Origin of the sequence: Achromobacter sp. NFACC18-2 (assembly GCF_900108985.1) — a bacterium.
Taxonomy (GTDB): Bacteria; Pseudomonadota; Gammaproteobacteria; order Burkholderiales; family Burkholderiaceae_B; genus Achromobacter.
The window spans coordinates 52964-71995 of sequence record NZ_FNYM01000021.1 but is presented as its reverse complement, the minus strand read 5'-3'; the positions used below and the strand labels follow the sequence as shown (position 1 = coordinate 71995).

Annotated in this window: 14 protein-coding genes and 1 tRNA gene; 5 read left to right on the top strand and 10 right to left on the bottom strand. The window is 65.7% G+C overall.

All coding sequences use genetic code 11. The annotated features are described in order from the left end of the window. Positions 1-2: 2 nt before the first annotated feature. Complete coding sequence (locus BMW75_RS25735; RefSeq protein ID WP_256381727.1) at positions 3-1772, bottom strand: acetolactate synthase 3 catalytic subunit; 1770 nt, start codon at positions 1770-1772, stop codon at positions 3-5. A 416-nt stretch (positions 1773-2188) separates the two neighbouring features. Here BMW75_RS25735 and BMW75_RS25730 point away from each other — a divergent pair, with 416 nt between their 5' ends. Continuing rightward, positions 2189-4414 carry an FUSC family protein gene (locus BMW75_RS25730; RefSeq protein WP_092582404.1) on the top strand — a complete coding sequence of 742 codons (2226 nt, stop codon included), beginning with the start codon at positions 2189-2191 and terminating at the stop codon, positions 4412-4414. An 82-nt stretch (positions 4415-4496) separates the two neighbouring features. On the opposite strand, the gene yaaA is transcribed toward BMW75_RS25730, so the two are convergent. From yaaA to BMW75_RS25715, 3 genes are all read right to left on the bottom strand, one after another. Then, positions 4497-5270, bottom strand: a complete 774-nt coding sequence (yaaA, locus tag BMW75_RS25725) for a peroxide stress protein YaaA (protein ID WP_076519143.1) — start codon at positions 5268-5270, stop codon at positions 4497-4499. Between the two features lie 15 nt (positions 5271-5285). Next, entirely contained in the window at positions 5286-6068 is a 783-nt protein-coding gene (locus tag BMW75_RS25720; RefSeq protein ID WP_092582403.1) for a 3-hydroxybutyrate dehydrogenase, read from the bottom strand. Positions 6069-6183: 115 nt separating this feature from the next. Further along, the gene (locus BMW75_RS25715) at positions 6184-7401 is read right to left on the bottom strand and encodes a cation:proton antiporter domain-containing protein (protein WP_092582402.1); all 1218 of its coding nucleotides are present in this window, start codon (positions 7399-7401) and stop codon (positions 6184-6186) included. Positions 7402-7645: 244 nt separating this feature from the next. Between BMW75_RS25715 and BMW75_RS25710 the strand changes: the two genes are divergently transcribed. Next, positions 7646-7736, top strand: a tRNA-Ser gene (locus BMW75_RS25710). A 376-nt stretch (positions 7737-8112) separates the two neighbouring features. Next, on the top strand, positions 8113-9321 hold the full coding sequence (locus BMW75_RS25705; RefSeq protein WP_092582401.1) for a hypothetical protein: 1209 nt from the start codon (positions 8113-8115) through the stop codon (positions 9319-9321). Positions 9322-9436: 115 nt separating this feature from the next. Here BMW75_RS25705 and BMW75_RS25700 read toward each other — a convergent pair whose 3' ends face one another. The 4 genes from BMW75_RS25700 to BMW75_RS25685 form a co-directional block, all read right to left on the bottom strand. Continuing rightward, entirely contained in the window at positions 9437-11035 is a 1599-nt protein-coding gene (locus BMW75_RS25700) for a methyl-accepting chemotaxis protein (RefSeq protein WP_371467647.1), read from the bottom strand. A 350-nt stretch (positions 11036-11385) separates the two neighbouring features. Then, entirely contained in the window at positions 11386-12003 is a 618-nt protein-coding gene (locus tag BMW75_RS25695; RefSeq protein WP_076519139.1) for a flavin reductase family protein, read from the bottom strand. Positions 12004-12006: 3 nt separating this feature from the next. Beyond that, positions 12007-12969, bottom strand: a complete 963-nt coding sequence (locus BMW75_RS25690) for a carbon-nitrogen hydrolase family protein (RefSeq protein WP_092582399.1) — start codon at positions 12967-12969, stop codon at positions 12007-12009. 37 nt (positions 12970-13006) lie between these two features. After that, complete coding sequence (locus tag BMW75_RS25685; RefSeq protein ID WP_092582398.1) at positions 13007-14659, bottom strand: MFS transporter; 1653 nt, start codon at positions 14657-14659, stop codon at positions 13007-13009. 160 nt (positions 14660-14819) lie between these two features. On the opposite strand from BMW75_RS25685, the gene BMW75_RS25680 reads away from it, so the two are divergent. After that, a complete protein-coding gene (locus BMW75_RS25680) occupies positions 14820-15668 on the top strand; it encodes an IclR family transcriptional regulator (RefSeq protein WP_076519136.1) in 849 nt (282 codons plus the stop codon). A 66-nt stretch (positions 15669-15734) separates the two neighbouring features. Here the strand turns inward: BMW75_RS25680 and BMW75_RS25675 are convergent, their stop codons facing one another. Then, positions 15735-16715: a Bug family tripartite tricarboxylate transporter substrate binding protein gene (locus BMW75_RS25675; protein WP_092582397.1), complete on the bottom strand. Its 981-nt coding sequence runs from the start codon at positions 16713-16715 to the stop codon at positions 15735-15737. Between the two features lie 151 nt (positions 16716-16866). Further along, complete coding sequence (locus BMW75_RS25670; RefSeq protein WP_092582396.1) at positions 16867-17994, bottom strand: mandelate racemase/muconate lactonizing enzyme family protein; 1128 nt, start codon at positions 17992-17994, stop codon at positions 16867-16869. A gap of 159 nt (positions 17995-18153) precedes the next feature. Here BMW75_RS25670 and BMW75_RS25665 point away from each other — a divergent pair, with 159 nt between their 5' ends. Next, complete coding sequence (locus BMW75_RS25665) at positions 18154-19032, top strand: LysR family transcriptional regulator (protein WP_092582395.1); 879 nt, start codon at positions 18154-18156, stop codon at positions 19030-19032.

The following is a 19032-nucleotide window of genomic DNA, read 5'->3' as shown; positions in this document are numbered from 1 at the left end:
CCTTACAGGTCTTCAGAGCCGAGCAGCATTTCAGTCAGCCCACGGCCGGCCTTGACCATCGGCCACACGTTTTCGGTGCGGTCGGTGATGAAGTCCAGGAAGACCAGGCGCTCCTTGTGCTTGCCGAACGCTTCGCGCAGCGCCGGTTCGACGTCGGCCGGACGCTCGATGCGCAGGCCCACGTGGCCGTAGGCCTCGGCGACCTTGACGAAGTCGGGCAGCGAATCCATGTACGACTCGGAATAGCGCGAGCCGTAGTCGATCTGCTGCCATTGGCGCACCATGCCCAGGAACCGGTTGTTCAGGCAGACGATCTTGGGCGTCAGGCGGTACTGGTGGCAGGTCGACAGTTCCTGGATGTTCATCTGGATCGAGGCTTCGCCGGTGATGACGGCGACGTCCTTGCCCGGATTGGCCATCTGCACGCCCATGGCGTACGGCAGGCCCACACCCATGGTGCCCAGGCCGCCGGAGTTGATCCAGCGGCGCGGCTTGTCGAACTTGTAGTACTGCGCGGCCCACATCTGGTGCTGGCCGACGTCGGAGGTGACGAAGGCGTCGCCGCCGGTCACTTCCCAGAGCTTTTCCACCACGTACTGCGGCTTGATGACTTCGTTCGAGTTGGCGAACTTCAGGCATTCCTTGCCGCGCCAGGTCTCGACCTGATCCCACCACTTGGCGATGGAGGCCGGCTTGTGCTCGGCGGCGGCGATCTCGAATTGCGCGCTGAGATCGGCCAGGACGTCCTTGACGTTGCCCACGATCGGGACGTCCACGCGCACGCGCTTGGAGATCGACGAGGGATCGATGTCGATGTGGATGATCTTGCGGGCGTTCTGCGCGAAGTGCTTGGGGTTGCCGATCACGCGGTCATCGAAGCGGGCGCCGATGGCCAGCAGCACGTCGCAGTGCTGCATGGCCATGTTGGCCTCGTACGTGCCGTGCATGCCGGGCATGCCCACGAACTGGCCGCTGCTGGCCGGGAAGCCGCCCAGACCCATCAGGGTGCTGGTGCAGGGCGCGCCCAGCTGCGTTACGAGCTTGTTGAGCTCGGGCGCGGCATTCGACAGGATGACGCCGCCGCCGGTGTAGATCATGGGCCGCTCGGCGGCCAGCAGCATCTGCACGGCTTTCTTGATCTGCCCCTGGTGCCCCTTGTTGACGGGCGCGTAGGAACGCATCGAGATCTCGCCCTTGGGCGGCACGTACTTGCACTGCGCGACGGTGATGTCCTTGGGGATATCCACCAGCACCGGACCGGGACGGCCCGTGCGCGCGATGTAGAACGCGCGGCGCATGGTTTCGGCCAGGTCCTTGACGTCGCGCACCAGGAAGTTGTGCTTGACGCAGGGACGCGTGATGCCGACGGTGTCGCATTCCTGGAAGGCGTCTTCGCCGATGGCCGCAGTGGGCACCTGCCCGCTGATGATGACCATCGGGATGGAGTCCATGTAGGCGGTGGCGATGCCGGTCACGGCATTCGTCACGCCCGGGCCGCTGGTCACGATGCAGACGCCGACCTTCTGCGACGAGCGCGAATAGGCATCGGCCGCGTGCACGGCAGCTTGCTCGTGACGAACCAGGATATGCTGGAATTTGTCTTGCTTGAAGATTGCGTCGTAGATGTAAAGCACCGCGCCGCCGGGATAGCCGAAAACGTGTTCCACGCCTTCATCGGCCAGGCAGCGCACGACGATATCGGCGCCATTCATTTCCATGTTGTAGTTCCTTTCAAAACCGGCCCTGCAACCCTGACTGCTGCGCGCCCGGATACGGCGGCAACTGAACCCATACCGGTTACGACAACATATCCGGCGCTTAGCGGCTCACGGAGCCACGCCACCCGGACACCTTGCCGACCCGGCACACGCTCGACAGAACGCAGTGCAAACGCCCCTTGGGGACGCTGGAGGTCGAAATGGAAGCCTTGGCAACACACGCTTGTGGCGCGGCCAACGGCAAATATGACTTGCTGCAGGACGGCTGGGATGTGACCCTGGCCGTTCGCATCAACGCTCCGGTTTCGGATAGGCAGACCGAAGCAAGTGGAGCAATTTACCGCGTTGCGTCAACGGTGGCAAATCGGCTTTTGCCGACCGTTGCACGGAAGGTTCGGTAACCATCCGACCCCAAAAACCACGGCGGCCTCTCTATACTTGTTCCGTCGTCCAGAACCGAGCCGCCGCCCATGGATTTGCGCATCGCCAGCATTCGCCGCTTTCTCTATAGCCACTACTTCTTCGGAGGGGTGCGCCAGGGAGTCGGCATGCTGTTGCCCGTGCTGGTGCTGGGAGGCATATTCGGCAATTACACGACCGGCCTGGTCGCGACGTTCGGCGCGCAGTGCCTGGCCATCATCGACCAGCCGGGCGGCCCGCAGCGGCACCGCACCAATGAAATGCTGGGCGGCGCGGCGCTGGGCACCATCACGGTCATCATCACCGGGCTGGCGTCCACGCACCCCGTGCTGATCTGGCTGGCGGTCATCGTGCAGTGCTTCATCTATTCGATGTTCACCGTCTTCGGCAAGCGCGGGGGCCTGATCGGCTTTGCCGGCCTGCTGCTGATGACGCTGACCATGCATTCGCCGCTGGCGCCGCACGAGGTCCTGGCCCACGCCGCCGCCACGCTGGGCGGCGCGCTGTTCTACGTTGTGTTCAGCCTGGGTTTTTCGCGGCTGTTCTGGCTGCGCGAAGAGCAGCAGGCCATGTCGGTGGCGCTCTTTGCCACCGCCGATTACGTGGCCGCGCGGGCGTCCTTCTACGATGAGACCTCCGACCTGGACGAAGCCTACCGGACGCTGATCCAACGCCAGTCCGTCATGACCGAGAAGCACCAGGCCGCGCGCGACATGGTGCTGCGCGCCCTGCCTCGCGGCAAGGGGCTGGGCGACCGCCAGCGCGTGATGATCTGGAACATGTTCGTGGACATGCTGCAGCTGCTGGACACGCTGGTCGCCACGCATACCGACTACGCGGCCCTGCGCCGCACGCTGGCCGGCAACGACTGCCTGATGTTCATGCGCGATGCGCTGGTGAAGATGTCGCTGGAGCTGAACCGTATCGCGCTGGACGTGTCGCGCGGCCGCAAGGTGCAGTACCGCAGCAGCGCCAAGGCCGAGCTGCGCGCCATCGAATACGAGATCGAACAGCTCAAGCAGCAGGGCCTGGGCGAGCGCGACCCGGAAATGCTGGCCCTCATCATCCAGGTGCTGCGGCGCCTGCGCAATTCGGCGCGCATCGTGGACCGGCTGGCCGACCACACCGCGGCGTCGCCCGACGCCAAGCCCACCGACGTGCTGCGCATCAACAAATCGCTGACGCGGTTCATCTCGCGCCAGGAGTTCCGCTTCGGCCTCCTGACCAGCAACCTGCGGCTCGATTCGCCGCATTTCCGCTATGCGCTGCGGGTGACGGCCGCGGCGGCCATCGCCATGACGCTGGCCAGCCGCTGGCTGTCGCCCGCGTTCTCGGCGCACAACTACTGGATCATGCTGACCATCGTCATCATCATGAAGCCGGGGTTTGCGCTGACGCGCCAACGCAACGGCTGGCGGTTGATGGGAACGCTGATCGGCTGCATCGCCGCCCTGCTGCTCTTTAGCCTGACCGACGAGCCCAGCATCCTGTTCGCCGTCCTGCTGGGCGCGTGCATCATGGGCAACAGCCTGGTGCAGCTGAACTACATGGCCAGCGCGATCTTCAACACCCTGTTCGTGGTGCTGGTCTTTCACTTCGTGTCGCCGGGCACCGTATCCATGTCGGTGATCGGTGAACGCGCCATCGACACGCTGCTGGGCTGCGCGCTGGCGCTGGTCTGCAGCTACATCCTGCCGTGGTGGGAAGCGCGCTACCTCAAGCCGCTGGCCTCGGCCGCGACGCGCGCCAACCGCGAATACCTGCTGGCGGGGCTGCGCTACGTCGACGCCATGCAGGCGCACGGCGCGCCCATGGGCGCGGCCGCCGCCGAGACGCCCGCGGTGACGGACGCCGACCTCGCCTGGCGCCTGGCCCGCAAGAACGTGCACATCGCGTTCAGCAATTTCGCGGAAGCGTTCTACCGGATGATGAGCGAACCCAAGTCGCACCAGTTGAACGTGCCCGAGCTGAACAATCTGCTGATCCAGAACCATGTGCTGGCGTCGCAGATCACCGCGGCGATTCCGATCCTGGCGGCGCTGCCCGCCACGCCCGAGCCGATTCGGCAGGCGCTGGACGGCATGGCGGTCCTGCTCGATGAAAACAGTCCGCGCGCGCCGCTGAACCTGCCCACCCAATTCGACACCTCGGGCGACCAGGCCGCGCTGGCGTATCCGCTCAAGCAGATGCTCAAGGCCGCGCACATGATCCGCCAGGAATTGCAGGCGCTGGCCGATCCGCTGCATGCGCCGCCGGTGGCAGCGGCGGCGTCCTAGCTTCCGCGCGTCGAACCGCGGCGAAAAAAATGCCGGCCCGGGAATCCCGGGCCGGCATTCGATGGGTGCCTGACGACAGCAATCAATCCAGCTTGCGGCGGAACACCAGCTTGTCGTCCGACGAGGCCGACGCATCGTACGCATAGCCTTCCAGGTCGAAGCCCTGCAGGCCTTCCGGCTTGGCGACCTTGTGCTGGATGGCGTAACGGGCCATCAGGCCCCGCGCGCGCTTGGCATGGAAGCTGATGACCTTCCAGGCGCCGTTTTTCCAGTCCTGGAACACGCACTGCACCACCCGCGCCTTCAAGACCTTCTGGTCGACCGACTTGAAATACTCTTCGGACGCCAGGTTGATGATGACCGGCGACTTCTGGCCGGCCTGGCGCTCGTTCAGGTAGTCGGCGATGGTGCTGCCCCAGTACTCGTACAGGTTCTTGCCCTTGGGGTTTTCCAGGCGCGTGCCCATTTCGAGGCGGTAAGGCTGCATCAGGTCGAGCGGGCGCAGCACGCCATAGAGACCACTGAGGATCGCGACGTGCTCCTGCGCCCAGTCCAGCTGCTTTGCCGACAGGGTGGCGGCGTCCAGGCCTTCGTAGACGTCGCCGTTGAAGGCCAGCACCGCCTGGCGCGAGTTGGCCTGCGTGAAGCTGCGCTTCCAGTGCGCGTAGCGCTGGACGTTCAGCTCGGACAGGGCCGGGCTCAGGCTCATGAGTGCCGAGATGTCCTCGGCAGTCTTGGTCTTCAGGACCTTGATCAGGCCGGCGGCCTGATCCACGAACAGGGGCTGGGTGTGCGTCTCGATGTGCAGCGGCGAGTCGTAGTCCAGCTTCTTGGCGGGGGAAAGCAACAACAGCATTCAGGGTTTCCTTGTTTAGCGCGCCGTCCAGCCGCCATCGACGGAGACGGTGGTGCCGGTGATTTGCGCGGCGGCGTCCGAGGCCAGGAACACGGCGGTGCCGCCCAGCTGTTCCGGCGTCACGAATTGCAGCGACGGCTGCTTTTCGCTGAGCAGGTCACGGGCGGCGGTTTCCTGGTCCACGCCGTTCTTTTCCGCCAGCGCGGTGATCTGCTTTTCCACGAGCGGCGTGCGGACCCAGCCCGGGCAGATGGCGTTGGCCGTGATGCCCTGCCCCGCGGTTTCCAGCGCGGTGACCTTGGTGAAGCCCACCACGCCGTGCTTGGCGGCCACGTAGGCCGACTTGCTGGCCGAGGCCACCAGGCCATGCGCCGATGCGATATTGATGATGCGGCCCGATCCCTGCTTCTTCATGTGCGGCAAGGCGGCGGCGGTGCCGTGGAACACCGCGGACAGGTTCAGCGCCAGGATGGCGTCCCATTTCTCGGCCGGAAAGTCCTCGATCAGCGCGGTGTGCTGGATGCCGGCGTTGTTGACCAGGATGTCGATGCGGCCCAGCTGGCGGACCGTGTTTTCGACCAGTTCGCGCACGGCCGATCCCTTGGACAGGTCCGCGCCGTCATAGATGACTTTCACGCCATGCTTGTCCGCCAGTTCCGCGCGCAGCTTTTCGATTTCAGCCGCATCGCCAAAACCGTTCAGGACGATGTCGGCGCCCTGCTGGGCGAATGCCGTGGCGATACCCAGGCCGATACCGCTGGTGGAACCGGTGACGAGCGCTACTTTTCCTTTGAGCATGAGCTTTCTCCTGTGAGCGGGCGCATAAATGGGGAAACGGAACGGGAAGCGAATGGGCTTCAAGTGTAGCCGCCCGGCAAGGCGGTCATCATGCCATGCCCTGGACTGACGCGGGTCAACCGGCGGGGGGCTTGTCCGCGCCGGAGGACGGCCCGGCGTCCACGGCCGGGGCGGCGTCCGCCACGGGCAGGCCCGCCATGCCGCCGTACTTTTCCGGCACCCGTTCCAGCAGCTTGATCAGCACCGGGACGACGCCCATCGAGATGGCCACGATCACCGACAGCACGTCGCGCTGCTCCAGGTTGACCAGATGGTTGTCCCACGCTTCGTTGAAGATGGCAAAGCTGAACTCGCCGCCCTGCGCCAGCACCAGCGCGAACAGCAGCCGATGGTAGCGGGGCAAGCCCAGGAATCGCGCAAAGCCATAGAGGATGACGGCCTTGACCGCCAGCAGCGCCGCCACGCCGGCGCAGATGAACATCCAGTGATGCGCCACCACCTTGAGGTTGATCGACATGCCGATGGCCACGAAGAACAGCCCCAGCAGCAAGCCCTTGAAGGGGTCGATCGCCTTTTCCAGATCGTGCCGGTAGCGCGACTCGGCCATCATCACGCCCACCAGGAACCCGCCCAGGCCGGCCGACAGGCCCGCATAGTCGAAGAGCTGCGCGGCGCCCACCACCATCAGCAGCGCCGCGGCGGTGAAGAGCTCGTTCAATTCGGCCTTGGCCGCCCAGCCGAGCAGCCGCAGCCGGTAGGCCAGCGCCACGACCGCCACGGCCACCAGCGCCTCCTTGAAGGACGGGGCCGACGTCCCGTCCGATCCCAGCAGGCCCGCGGCCACCAGCATGGGGATGGCGGCCATGTCCTGGAACAGCAGCACCCCCAGCGCCGAGCGCCCGAGCGGCGTGCGGGTCAGTTGGCGTTCATCGAGCAGGCGCAGCGCCACCGCCGTGGACGACAGCGCCAGCGACAGGCCGCACAGCACCGCCGCCTGCCATTCCATGCCCGCCAGGTGCCGCAAGGCCGCGCCGAACACCAGCCCGAGCAGCAGGCCGCACACCAGCATCTGCAGGGTGCCCAGGATGAAGACCTCGTTGCGCATCGCCCACAGGCGCTTGGGCGACAGCTCCAGCCCGATGATGAACAGCATCATCACGACGCCCCACTGCGACACGCCGATCATCGTGTCCACGTTCGTGACCAGCTTCAGGCACGAGGGTCCGACCAGCACGCCGGCCGCCAGGTATCCGGGAATGGCGCCCAGCCCGAGCATTTGGGTGATGGGCACGCACAGCACGGCCGCGAGCAGAAGGATGAGGATGAGGTCCATGGAGGGGCCGTTATGCGGAATGGGGAGAATTCTGTCCAAACTTCGGCCGGCCTGGAAGCCGGATGAAACCCGCTGTGTACGTTTTACCCCTGCTTGTTGGCTACCGCTTTACACAAACAAAAAAAATCCTGTAGAATTGCGGGCTTCGCTGCTCCGACAACGAAGATCCTTCCGACCAGGGATCTCTTGTGAAAGACCCGTTATTAAAAACAACGGCGATTTCAACGTTACGGAATCCAGCCACGGAGAGGTGGCAGAGTGGTCGAATGTACCTGACTCGAAATCAGGCGTACGGTATCCCCGTACCGTGGGTTCGAATCCCACCCTCTCCGCCAGTATTCAAGAACGAAGCCCCTGAGAAATCAGGGGCTTTTTTCTTTTCGGTCGGGGCCAGCCGCATCCTTTCGCGGACATTGGCATTGCGAGAGCCTTCCCCTGCGCCGGGGGCTACACGAGCGCCGCGGCCCACGGCAATTCCGCAGATGAGGGATGGTAAGGCCTGCCCGCCGGTGATAAAAACAATGCCAAATAGCCGTCGACCAACCGTGAGCGCCGCGGCTCTCATCGTCCGGAAGCTGCCTGACAGGCAGTTTCACAAGCAGCTTCACAAGCGGTATGACAGACCCCTGCATTGCAAGCCCCTGCATCGCAAGCGCCTGCGCCGCAAGCCCCTGCGTCTGAGAGCACCCAATCCAACCAGGAGTTGGCCGGATGGTTACTTCCAATCTGTTGAGCCCCCATCCCGCCGACATCATTGGTGGCAAGCGGCATCGCAATGCCGCGCGCCGCAGCCGACGCTGGGGGCATCTCATTGCCTTTGCCCTCGCCATTGCCACCCTGTCGTCGGCTAACGCTCAAACGACGGTTTGGATCGGGAAAGTCACCATTGGGGACATCGTTCGGCACGAGGTTGCCAATGTCCTGGCCGCTCAGCAGCAAGCCACCCTCGACAAGGCCAAGTTCAACCTCCGTATCGCCCACGCCCGCCGTGCTTTCCTTGATACCGCACAGACGCCTCAAGCGCGGGCGAAAGCCGAGGCTGATTTTGCCGGCCTGCTGCTGGAGAAAGACATCGCCTTTCTCATCCAGTTTCTGAACGAGGGATTTTCCGAGCGTAGCCTCGCCATCGCCCGAGGATTGGACGGCATTACCGGCGGTCCGCTGGACAACGGCATCCCATCCGATGGCCGGCCCGCATTCGAAGCTTGGGTGCGAGGGGTACGCGCTTCGCTGGGAGCGCCGCGTGACGGGCAAATCGCCGTCGCGGTAATCCAGCCTGGCCGCTTGCAGGAGGCCCTGCAGGCTAATGAGCCCCTTTATCAACAGTACAAGCAGCTGCGCGATCGCCAGGAGATCAATGGCGGCACGGGGGAAGCGCAACGCGCCCAGGCAGCCATCGCCCAGGAGATCAAGGATGCCGTCATGCCGGACGGCGGGGCTCGTCTCTTCAAGATGGAATTGAATCAAGTCTACCCAGGAGATTTCTATGGGCGGGTGGAGGGGGAGCTATATGGATGGATGACCAACGCAGGAAATGGCGGGCAGCAAACCATTCAGTGCACCTATGGCCCCTCGCTCACCACCGGTGGAAAAAAGGGCTATGTGACGTACTCATTCTGGTACGACAAGACGCCCGGAGACATCGACGCGGCCATGAGCCGCGACCGCCAAGGCGCATTGCGCTTTATTGGGTCGCGGGCGCTCAAGGAATGTCCTGATAGCGATGTGGCGGCATTGGTGCTGCGGCGTAGCGCGATGGCGGAACACCCGTTGGCGAGCACGTTCCAGGCACCCAGCCCGCCGCCCGTGCCAAATCCGGCGTCGAGTCAAGCGAACCAAGCCTCCCAACAGCCCGCCGGCTCGGCCGCGGAAGAACGCGCTCGTGCTCGCAGCCGGGTACGGGCTGGCGCCGACAAATGATCGCATCACCATGAACGGAATGGGATCAACGCGAATCGCCCAAGGCTGTGCAGCAAGTTGATGCGCAGCGCCGGGCAGGACGTTGCTGCCCTATTCCCGGCCTGCCCGCACAGTCTCAATACGCCGCCAGTTGAAGCGCCGCTGTGGACCGCCGCGCACCATCCTGCGCGCCCCCGTGCCCCGCCCCCGGCAGCCTGAACGCGCTGACCGCCCGCGTCAGTTCCGCCGATTGATCCTGCATCGAACCCGCGGCGGCCGCGGCTTCTTCCACCAGCGCCGCGTTCTGCTGCGTGACTTCGTCCATCTGCGAGACGGCGCGGTTGACCTGTTCGATGCCGTCGGCCTGTTCGGCCGACGCCGCGGCGATCTCGCCCATGATGTCGGTCACGCGCTGCACCGAGCTGACGATTTCCTGCATGGTCGTGCCGGCGCGTTCGGCGCTGCCCGAACCCTGCCCGATCTTCTGGACGGTGTCTTCGATCAGGATCTTGATTTCCTTGGCCGCCTGCGCGCTGCGCTGCGCGAGCGTGCGCACCTCGGCCGCCACGACGGCGAAGCCCTTGCCCTGCTCGCCGGCCCGCGCGGCTTCCACGGCGGCGTTCAATGCCAGGATGTTGGTCTGGAACGCGATGCCGTCGATGACGGACACGATGTCGGAAATCTTCACCGAGCTGGCGGAGATGGCGTTCATGGTGCTCACGACCTCCGACACGGTGGCGCCGCCGCGCGAGGCGGTTTCGGAGGCCGCCGCGGCGAGCTGGTTGGCCTGCTTGGCGCTGTCGGCGTTCTGCTTGACGGTGGACGACAACTGCTCCATGGAGGCGGCGGTCTCTTCGAGCGACGCGGCCTGCTGCTCGGTGCGGGTGGACAGGTCGGTATTGCCGGCCGCGATCTCGCTGGAGGCGGACGCGATGCTGTCCACGCCGGTCCGGATCCGGGCGACGGTGCCCGCCAGATTGGCGTTCATGGTTTCCAGCGCCCGCAGCAACTGCCCGATCTCGTCGCGGGACGTCACGACGATGGTGCTGGTCAGGTCGTTGGCGGCCACGGTGCGCGCCACGCGCACGGCGTCGGACAGCGGACGGGTGATGCTGCGCGTCAGCAGCACGGCCAGCAGCAGGCCGCTCACGACGGCAATCGAACCGATGACGATCATCCAGAGGTTCGCGGCGCCGTACGAGGCTTCGATCTCCGTGGCCCGGGCGTCGATGTCGGCGCGCTGCAGATCAGACAGGCGCGTGATCTGGTCGATGAACTGGCGCGTCGCCGGCAGGAATTCCTGGGTGAAGATCTTGTTGGCGGCGTCCACGTTGCCTTCCTGCTTGGCCTTGAAGATGCCGTCGCGGGTGCGCAGGTAGTCGCCGCGCGCCTTGCTTATGCCTTGCCACAGCGCCTTTTCCTCGTCGGTTTCGATCAGCGGCTCGATGCTTTTCTGCAAGGCCGACGAATTGCGGGTCGACGCCGCCGCTTCCTCGGCGAAAAAGCCCGCCAGGCTGGCGTCGGCGCTCTTGGCGATCGCGGTGGTGCGGGTCACGCCGGAATGGATATTGCGCGCCCAGTCGTTGATCAGGCGTTCCTTGGTCAGGGAGCGCTGCGTCAGCGTTTCGACCGAGTCGTTGATGTTGGCCAGGCTGACCAGCCCGACGATGCTCATGACCATGATCATGGCCAGCAGGATCGCGAAACCACCCGCCAGGCGGGTTCCAAGCTTCATGTTTTTCATACTGCCTCCGGCGGCTTCCAGGGCGAGTGTGAATGCGTGCTCGGGCGGATGCCTCGGCGGCGGGATTGCGCCGCCGCCAATTCAAGCCAGATGCTCGCAAGCCCCTGGTTATCCGCCCCCAATAAAGGTGTCCGTTGTGTCTGAGAAATGCCGTCGGGGAGTTCGGTTTCGAGGGTTCCCGCGACGGTCCAACGGATGCTAGCAGCCCGGATTTAGGGGACATCTGGCGAAGTGGGGACCTTATTGACGCAAGCTCTACGCATTGCGCCCGGCACGCCGGCAACGTTGTAAAAAAGCCGCTGCCGGCGGCAGAAAATGGCGGCCCGCAGGCCGCCAACCGCCTACGTCGGCGAGGTCGGCCGCGCAAGCTGGAACGTGTCCGTGCTGCGCGCATACCAGCCGCCGCCGTGCATGCGGGCGATCAAACCCAGCGCCGGCGTGTCCACGTGGCCACGTTCGGCGTCGCGCACGCAGGCGTCGTCCACGTGCGCGCCCAGCACCCGTCCGATGACGACAATCTGCCGCGGACCGGTCACGACCGTTGCCTGGCTGACACACTCCAGCGACACGGGACTGCCCTGGATGCGGGGCGGGCGCACGTGCGTGGCCGGCAGCGCCGTCAGGCCCGCCGCCGCCAATTCGTCGACGTCGGCCGGATAGTCGGCGCAGGTCTGGTTCATTTCGCGCACCAGCGACTCGGGCACCAGGTTCACCACGAATTCGCCGTTCTCGATGATGTTTGCGCCGGTGTCCTTGAAATCTCCGTCGGGATGGCGCATCAGGCCGATGGCGACGGTGGGCGGCTGGTGCCCCATCACGTTGAAGAAGCTGAACGGCGCCGCGTTGACGACGCCTTTGTCCGACAGCGTGGTGACCCAGGCAATCGGACGCGGCGTGACGGTCGAAGTGAGGATGTTGTAGACCGTCTGCGCCGGCAAGGCGCTGAAATCAAAATGCATCGATCAGGCCTCCTGCTGCGGCGCGGCGGCGCCGACCGCCGACACCGCGCGCTTTTCGCGGGTGTCGACCTGCAGCTGGAAGACGTCGGGGCGAGCGTAGTGCCCGGAGACGTCGAAATCGTATTTGCCGCGCAGGATCTGGTGGGGGTCGATGTCGGCGTACAGGATGGTCTCGTCCGAGAAGTCCGGGCCGGCCAGCACCTCGCCCAGCGGGCCGATGATGGCGCTGCCGCCGCGCATCAGCACCGTGTCCGGCGCGTCGCCCAGCGCGCATTCGAAGTCCTCGGGGTAGGCGCTGCGGCGCAGGTGCTGGCAGGCCGTCAGCACGTAGCAGCGGCCTTCCAGCGCGATGTGGCGCATGCTGGGCAGCCAGGTGTCGCGATCGTCGGCCGTGGGCGCGCAGTACAGCGCCACCCCCTGGCTGTACATATACATGCGCAGCATGGGCATGTAGTTTTCCCAGCAGATGACGGCGCCGATCTTGCCGTAGGGCGTGTCGATGACGGGCATGGTCGAGCCGTCGCCAAAGCCCCAGATCAGGCGTTCGCCGGCGGTGGGCATCAGCTTGCGGTGCTTGCCGGCCAGGCCTTCCTGGCCGTTGAAGTACAGCACGGTGCAATACAGCGTGCCGCCGTCGGCCTCGATGCAGCCCATGACGACGACGCTGCCGGTGTCGGCCGCGGCCTGCGCCACCAGCGCGACCTCCTCGCCGTCCAGCCGGATGGCCTGCTGGTGGTAGCTGGCGAACGCGTCGCGGCCCTCGGGCTTGCGCATGCCGATGGGCGCGCCGAAGGAATTGCCCTTGGGATAGCCGCCCAGGAAGGCCTCCGGGAACACCTGCACGCGGGCGCCCTGCTCGGCCGCCTGGCGGATCAGCGAAGCCGCCTTGCGGGCGCAGGCCACGCTGTCGGTGGGAATGGACGCCGCCTGGATGACGGCGGCCTTGAAGGTTTTTTGCTCGGACATGTGTCTGCTCGCTTGTCTCGGAATTCTGCTTTTTTCGTTAATGGGCCGGGTCTTCGTCGATGGCCCGGGCGCGCGTGTTGGGCAGCAGCAGGCTGCCGATGATGCCCACGATCACCATCACCGTCACCGGATACATCAGGCCGCCGAAGATATTGCCGCTGGCCTGCGCCAGGTAGGTGGCGGTAAAGGGGACGATACCGCCAAATATGCCGGCGCCGATGTGATACGGGAACGACAGCGCGGTGTAGCGGATGCGCGCGGGGAACAATTCGACCAGATAGGACGCGACCGGTCCATACACCATGGCGACGACGGCGGTCATGAGCACCAGGATCAGGATGATGGTGGCGCGGTCGATGCGCGCGGGGTCCGCCTTGTCGGGGTAGCCCGCCGCGGCCAGCGCCTTGGCGTAGCCGGCCCGGTCAAAGCCGTTGACCGTGACGCCGCCCACGCTCATCGCGATCTCCTGCCCCGGAATCGGCGCGGCGTATTCGAAGTTGATGCCCTTGCCGACCAGGAATTTCTTGGCCTGCACGCAGACCTTCTTGTGGTCGGCGTGGCTGCCGATCATGGCCGCCTGCAGCCCGAAGTCGCACGCGCCGCCACGGGTGTCAGCATGCACACGGACGGGCGTTGTCTGCATGGCCTGCGCCAGCGCCGGGTTGCCGGCGCTGAGCAGGACGTCGAACATGGCGTGGTAGCCCACGGCGCCGATGAACAGGCCCGCCATCATGATCCACTTGCGGCCGATCTTGTCGGACAGCCAGCCAAACAGCACGAAGGTCGGCGCACCGATGATGAAGCCGATCAGGATCAGCGTGTAGACAGTGGTCTGGTCGAGCTGCGCGGCCTGCTGCAGGAAGATCATGACGTAGAACTGGCCGGTGAAGTAGGTCGCGCCCTGCCCGGCGGTGACGCCGATCAGCGCCAGCAGCACGAGGCGCAGGCTGGGCCATTGGCCGAACGTTTCCTTGACCGGGTTCTTGGACAGGCGGTTCTGCTGCTTCATGCGCGTGAAGACCGGCGACTCGTGCAGCTTGGCGCGCACGTAGATCGAAATGGCCAGCATGACGATGGACAGGATGAACGGCAGGCGCCATCCCCACTGGCGGAAGTCCTCGGCGCTCATCGACGCCTGCACGCACAGGATCACCACCAGCGACAGGATCAGGCCGGCCGACGAGGTGATCTGGATCCAGCCGGTCAGCAGCCCCCGGCGCCTGGGCTCGCAGTGCTCGGCGACGTAGATCACGGCGCCGCCGTATTCGCCGCCCACGGCCAGGCCCTGCACCACGCGCAGCGTCAGCAGCAGGATCCACGACAGGTGGCCCGCCGACTGGTAGGTGGGCAGGCATCCGATCAGCACCGTGGCCCCGCCCATCATCACGACCGTGATAAGGAACGTGTATTTACGTCCCAGCTTGTCGCCCAGGTAGCCGAACATCACCGCGCCCAGCGGCCGGATGATGAAGCCCACCGCCAGCGCGCCCAGGGCGGCCAGCAGCGCGACCGTCGGGTTGTCCTGCGGGAAGAGAACCTGGCTCATGAAGACGGCCAGCGTTCCGTAGATGAAAAAGTCATACCACTCGAACAGCGTGCCCAGGGTCGAGGCGACCACGACCTGGCGTTCTTCCTTGCGGCTCAGCGTAGGCCCGGCGTCGAGCCTGGGCAGTGCGACATTTGCTTCCATGCTTGCTTTCCCCTGTCGTTTTAGATTGATACTGCTGTATGCATTAACTATTATCAAACTTAAAACGGGGCTGGAAAAAGCTAGGGGAAACCCGGCGCGGCGCGGCAAAGCCGGCAAAAGCCGCTGCTACACTGCCGCCACAAACACAGTGGAGGCAGCAATGGCAAGGCCCGCCGGCAAGGCTGAAAAGAATTCGGAACAGGCGCCGGCCACGGCGCGCAGGGGCATCCAATCGATCGAGGTGGGGTTCCGGATCCTGGACGTGATCCGCAAGGCCGGCCGCCCGCTGCCCCTGAAGGAAATCGCAGACGCCTGTGAACTGACGGTCCCCAACGTCCACTATTACCTCGTGAGTTTCCAGAAGGTGGGCGTGGTGCAGCAGCATGCCGACACCGGCCACTATGGCCTGGGCCCCTACGCGCTGCGGCTGGGGTTGGCCGCCCTGGAACAGTTCGACGTGTTCACGACGGCCCGGCCCATCATGGCCGAGGTGGCCGCGGCCACCGGGCATACCGTGTTCCTGGGGGTGTGGGGCAACAAGGGGCCGACCATCGTCTATCGCGTCGAAGGCAGCCGCAGCCGGCCCTTGCTGGAGTTGCGCGTGGGCACGGTGATGCCCCTGCTGTCGTCGGCGCTGGGCCGCAACTTCCTCGCGCACCTGCCGGATGCACTGACCCGTGAACTGCTGGAACAGGAAATGGCCTCGTCGGTGCCGGAAAGCCACGGCGGGACCGCGGGCAACGCCTACACGATGGCGGACGTGCAGGCCATCCGCGACGAAGTGCGCAAGCACCACATCAGCCGTTGCCGCCACGCGCTGCTGCCTCACTTCACGTCGCTGTCAGCGCCCATCTTCGACATGCTCGGCGAAATGAAGGCGGCCATCACGCTGATGGGGCCGGTGGGCGCCGTGGATGACGACCTGGAGTCCGACACCGCCCGGCTGCTCAGCGAGAAGGCCCGCTCGATCTCGGCCACGGCGGGCTGGGTGGACCCGGAGGCCCGCTGAGGGAGGCGCGCTGAGGGAGGCCGCTGAGGAAGGCCAGCTTTCCCGGTGCCAGACACCGGGAAAACATCACCCCTGCGCGACGATCTTCGCGTCCTGGATCGTTTTTGCGTACTTCTTCTGCTCGTTCTTCATGAAGTCGGCAAAGCGCTGCGCGCCCCCGCCGCCGTCTTCCGCGCCCACCTGCGCCAGCTTCTGCTGCACGTCGGCCATCGCCAGGACCTGGTCGATGTCGCGGCTCATGCGCTGGACCATGCCGGGGGGCATTCCGCCAGGGCCCACCATGCCGAACCAGATGCTGGCCTCGAAACCCGGATAGCCCTGCTCCGCCACCGTCGGCACGTTGGGGTGGCTCTTGGAGCGCTGCTGCAGCGTCTGCGCCAGGGCGACGACCTTGCCCGACTGGATCAGCGGCGTGGCGGTCGTCATGCCCTCGAAGCAGTACTGCACATGCCCGCCCAGCAGGTCGTTCATCAGCGGCGCCGATCCCTTGTACGGCACGTGCAGCACGTCGATGCCCGCGCGCGCCTTGAAGATTTCCAGCGCCAGATGCTGCGCCGATCCGCTGCCCGCGGAACCGAACACGATCTTGCCCGGCTGCGCGCGGCAAAGCTGGACGAGTTCGGGCAGAGTCTTTGCCGGCTGGCCAGCGCCCCCGATCAGGATGGTGGGCGTCTTGCCGACCAGGGCGATCGGCGTGAAGTCCCTGTCCACCGAATACCCCAGATTGGGCTGCAGCCCCGGCGCGATGCCGTGGCTATTCACGTGCGCCATCAGCAAGGTATTGCCGTCGTTGGGCTGGCGGGCGACCTGCTCGGCCGCGATAACGCCGGCCGCGCCCGCGCGGTTTTCCACGATGACGGGCAGGTTCCACAACACCCCCAGCTTCTGGCCCAGCAGCCGGGCCAGCACATCGGTGCCCCCGCCCGCGGGAAAGCCAACCACGATCTTCACCGGCCCCGCCGGCATGTCCTGCGCCCGCGCCGCCGCCGGCAGCACGAGCGCCGCCCCCAGCGCCGCGGCGCCGGTCATGAATTGCCTACGTTGCATTGTTGTCTCCTCGCGCGCCGGTCCAAGGGCCGGCATCGGGTTATGTAGACACTGCCTCCTTCGGTTGCATCCGGCCATCTGTCGCGGCCTGGATGCAGGACTGCTGCACGACACCTGCGGGCACGCGCGATGCGCGTGCCTTGCTTCCCGGTCAGCGGGCGACGCGCGTCCACTTGCCGTAGCGGTCGACCATGCGCTCATCAAAGCCGAAGCCCAGCCCCGGTTCCTGGTGCAGGATCACGCGGCCCTGCTTGTGGGACAGTTGGCGGTCGACCAGCTTGCGGAAGTTCAGCACCTGGTCGTCCCAGAAGAATTCGACATAGCGCGCGTTGGGCGTGGCCGCGACCAGGGGCGCGTGCACGTCGTGGAACCAGTGCGGGCACACCACCACGCCGTAGCTGGCCGCGGTGGCGGCAATGCGCTTCCATTCGGTGATGCCGCCGCAGACCGCGGCGTCCGTCTGCAGGATGCCGGCGGCGCCCTTGTCCAGCAACTCCTTGTGATACCAGCGGCCGTAGCCGATCTCGGCGGTGGCGATGGGCAGGTGCGTCAGGCGCGCCAGCTTGGCGTGGCTGTCGATATCGTCGGGGCCGAAGGGCTCTTCGATGAAATACGGTTCGTACTGCTCGAAGCGGCGGATGTATTGCATGGCCTGCGTCACGTCCTGCCAGGCGTTATTGCAGTCCATCATCAGATCGACGTCCGGCCCCACGGCCTCGCGCGCGGCCTTCAGGCGCGCTTCTTCTTCGCGCGGCGTGAGGCGGCCGGTTTTCATCTTGACGGCGCCAAAGCCCTTTTCCACATAGCTGGCCATTTCCTCGCCCAGGTGCTGCGGGGTCTTGCCATCGAGATAATAGCCGCCGCTGGCATAGGCCGGCACGGATTCAAGCTCGACCGCGCCCAGGAACTTGTGCAGCGGCAAGCCCGCCGTCTTGGCGTTCAGGTCCCACAGCGCGATGTCCAGCGCGCTCAGCGCGCGCATCACCGTGCCCTGGCGGCCCTGCAGCAACGCCTCCTGGTACATGGCCTGCCACAGTCCTTCGACCGCGTGCGAGTCCTTGCCGAGCAGCACCGGGCCCAGCAGGCTCTGGACGGCCGCCTCGAAGATGGCGCCGCCGGCGCTGCCGACGTAGCAAAACCCGATGCCCTCGACGCCGTCGGTCGAGCGCACCTTGACCAGGCCGTAGTGGCGCGTGGACACGGTGCGGTTGGAAAACGAGGTGACTTTATCCAGAGGCACCGCCGCGGCGCATACGTCTATGGATTCAATGATGGGCACGGGGGGCTCCTTGGTAGCAGTGAAGTCGACAGGGCCGACCGGCGCGCCGTGCGCTGCCTGATCGCCTGGACGTATTCTTCCCGCCGCCAAAGAAAACAACAATTATCTTCATGCATCTTTAGAATATGGAAAAAACATCTTTTAAGGAGACAGCCCGCCGTGGACTCGCGCTTTCTGCAAACGTATGTGCACGTGGTGGAGCTGGGTTCCATCGCCCAGGCCGCCAGGCACCAGGGTTTGACGCCAGCCACCGTGCAGCAGCGGCTGCGCGCGCTGGAGGCGGACGTGGGCAGCGCGCTGATCGCGCGCTCGGGGCGCACGGTCAAGCCCACGCCGGCCGGCGTGCGCATCCTGGAACGCGCGCGGGCCATCCTGCGCGACGTGCGCGACCTGCGTTCGGCCGCCTCGGAGACCGACCTGCCGGCCGGCCCGTTGCGGCTAGGCGCCACGCCCACCGCGCTGACCGGCATCATGCCGCCCGTGCTGCGCACCTGGGCGGCGCGCCACCCGGGCATCGAAATCTATATCGAGCCCGCGCCCACCACGCTGCTCTACAGCAAGGTGCTGTCGGGCGAACTGGACGGCGCGCTGCTGGTGCATCCGCTGTTTGCCATTCCCAAGACCTGCGCATGGCGCGATCTGCGGCACGAACCGCTGGTGCTCGTCACACCGGCTGACATGAAGGTGGATGATCCGCTGGCCGTCATCGCGCGCGAACCCTACATCTGCTATGACCGCAGCGTGGTGGGCGGCAAGATGGCCGATGACTACCTGCGCGCGCGCAGCCTGCGGCCCCGGGTCCGGTTTGAACTGGACGGCATCGAGTCCATTGCCAAGCTGGTGTCCGAGGGGCTGGGCGTGGCGTTGCTGCCCGACTGGGCCAGCACCGGCACGCCGCCGGCGCACGTGAAGCGCTGGCCGCTGCCCGCGCCCTGCCCGGTGCGCACGGTGGGCGCCATCTGGCTCCGGTCGGGAGTGCGGTCGGAATTGATGCGGGCGTTCGTGGAATTGGCCGAGTCGCAGCTCGGCCTGGGATGA